A 2885-nucleotide genomic window follows, 5' to 3' on the forward strand; every position below is an offset into this window, starting at 1 on the left:
GCCTGTACCAGACGTGTTAGGGCTGGCTCAATTTGGTTGAGCCTCCAATACAACAGCGCCAAGTTGCTCAGGGCGGTGGCCACTTYTGGATGGTTGGYRCCTAGGGCTTGCTCCAAAATCACCAAGCTGCGCTGTAGTAAAGGTTCGGCCTTGCTATATTCCCCTTGTGCTTCATACAACAGCGCCAAGTTATTGAGGGTSGTGGCCACTTTTGGATGGTTGGTGCCTAGGGCTTGCTCCAAAATTACCAAGCTGCGTTGGTAAAGCGGTTCGGCTTTGGCGTATTGCCCTTGTGCTTCATACAGCAGCGCCAAGTTATTGAGGGTCGTGGCCACTTCTGGATGGTTGGTGCCTAGGGCTTGCTCCAAAATCACCAAGCTGCGTTGGTAAAGCGGTTCGGCTTTGCTATATTCCCCTTGTGCTTCATACAACAGCGCCAAGTTGTTGAGGGTRGTGGCCACTTYTGGATGRTTGGYGCCTAGGGCTTGCTCCAAAATCACCAARCTGCGCAAGTACAGAGATTCTGCCTCACTATGCTGGCCTTGCGTTTGATACAGCACCGCCAAGTTGTTGAGGGTCGTGGCCACTTCTGGATGGTTGGTGCCTAGGGCTTGCTCCAAAATCACCAAGCTGCGCTGTAGTAAAGGTTCGGCCTTGCTATATTCCCCTTGTGCTTCATACAGCAGCGCCAAGTTATTGAGGGTTGTGGCCACTTCTGGATGGTTGGTGCCTAGGGCTTGCTCCAAAATTACCAAGCTGCGCTGTAGTAAAGGTTCGACCTTGCTATATTCCCCTTGTGCTTCATACAACAGCGCCAAGTTGTTGAGGGTAGCGGCCACATTTGGGTGGCTAGCCCCTAGGGTCTGTTGCAAAATTGCCAAACTGCGCTGGTATAGGGGTTCGGCTTTACTATATTGGCCTTGCTCTCGATACAGTAGCGCCAAGTTGTTCAGGGATTGGGCGACATCTGGGTGGTTGGTGCCTAGGGCTTGCTCCCTGATCGCCAAACTGCGCTGCAATAGCGGTTCGGCTTTGCTATATTCCCCTTGTGCTTGATACAACCCTGCCAAGTTGTTGAGGRYCGYGGCCACTTCTGGATGGTTGGTGCCTAGGGCTTGCTCCAAAATTACCAAGCTGCGCTGTAGTAAAGGTTCGACCTTGCTATATTGGCCTTGYGYTTGATACARCAGCGCCAAGTTGTTGAGGGTAGTGGCCACTTCTGGATGGTTGGTGCCTAGGGCTTGCTCCAAAATTACCAAGCTGCGCTGTAGTAAAGGTTCGGCCTTGCTATATTCCCCTTGTGCTTCATACAACAGCGCCAAGTTGTTGAGGGTAGTGGCCACTTTTGGATGGTTGGCGCCTAGGGCTTGCTCCAAAATCACCAAGCTGCGCTGTAGTAAAGGTTCGGCCTTACTATATTGGCCTTGCTCTCGATACAGTAGCGCCAAGTTGTTCAGGGATTGGGCGACATCTGGGTGATTGGCACCTAAAACTCGTTCCCTGAWCGCCAAACTGCGCTGGTAAAGAGGTTCGGCTTTGCTATATTCCCCTTGTGCTTGATACAACCCTGCCAAGTTGTTGAGGACAGYGGCCACWTTTGGRTGGYTAGCCCCTAGGGTCTGTTGCAAAATTGCCAAACTGCGCTGTAGTAAAGGTTCGGCCTTGCTATATTCCCCTTGCKCTTCATACAGYAGCGCCAAGTTGTTCAGGGATTGGGCGACATCTGGGTGATTGGTGCCTAGGGCTTGYTCCCTKAWCGCCAAACTGCGCTGSWAWAGMGGTTCGGCTTTGYTATATTCCCCTTGTGCTTGATACAACCCTGCCAAGTTGTTGAGGACAGCGGCCACTTTTGGATGGTTGGCGCCTAGGGCTTGCTCCAAAATCACCAAGCTGCGCTGTAGTAAAGGTTCGGCCTTGCTATATTCCCCTTGTGCTTSATACARCCCTGCCAAGTTGTTGAGGACAGCGGCCACATTTGGGTGGCTAGCCCCTAGGGTCTGTTGCAAAATTGCCAAACTGCGCTGGTATAGGGGTTCGGCTTTRSCGTATTGCCCTTGCTTTTCATACAGTAGCGCCAAGTTATTGAGGGTCGTGGCCACTTCTGGATGGTTGGTGCCCAAGGCTTGCTCCCWRATCGCCAAGCTTCGCTGCAATAGCGGTTCGGCTTTGGCATACTGCCCTTGCTTTTGATACAACCGTGCCAAGTTATTGAGGGTGGTGGCCACTTCTGGATGGTTGGTGCCCAAGGCTTGCTCCAAAATCACCAAGCTGCGTTGGTAAAGCGGTTCGGCTTTGGCGTACTGCCCTTGCTTTTGATACAACCGTGCCAAGTTGTTGAGGGTSGTGGCCACTTCTGGATGGTTGGTGCCYAAGGCTTGCTCCMTGATCGCCAARCTGCGCTGSTAAAGCGGTTCGGCTTTGGCGTATTGCCCTTGCTTTTCATACAGTCGCGCCAAGTTATTGAGGGTCGTGGCCACTTCTGGATGGTTGGTGCCCAAGGCTTGCTCCCTGATCGCCAAACTGCGCTGCAATAGCGGTTCGGCTTTGGTATAYTCCCCTTGYGCTTGATACAACCCTGCCAAGTTGTTGAGGGTGGTGGCCACTTCTGGATGGTTGGTGCCCAAGGCTTGCTCCCTGATCGCCAAACTGCGCTGGAATAGGGGTTCGGCTTTACTATATTGGCCTTGCTCTCGATACAGTAGCGCCAAGTTGTTCAGGGATTGGGCCACTTCTGGATGGTTGGTGCCTAGGGCTTGCTCCCTGATCGCCAAACTGCGCTGGTAAAGCGGTTCGGCTTTGCTATATTCCCCTTGTGCTTGATASAACCCYGCCAAGTTGTTGAGKRYRGTGGCCACTTTTGGATGGTTGGTGCCTAGGGTCTGTTC

General features: G+C 52.8%; 1 protein-coding gene. It reads right to left on the reverse strand.

All coding sequences use genetic code 11. The features are described from left to right. On the reverse strand, window positions 1-2885 hold a 2885-nt coding region (locus L5220_RS14170; protein WP_499574294.1), incomplete at both ends, for a tetratricopeptide repeat protein.

This window comes from Synechococcus sp. PCC 6716 (assembly GCF_022570815.1).
GTDB lineage: Bacteria > Cyanobacteriota > Cyanobacteriia > Thermosynechococcales > Thermosynechococcaceae > Thermosynechococcus > Thermosynechococcus lividus.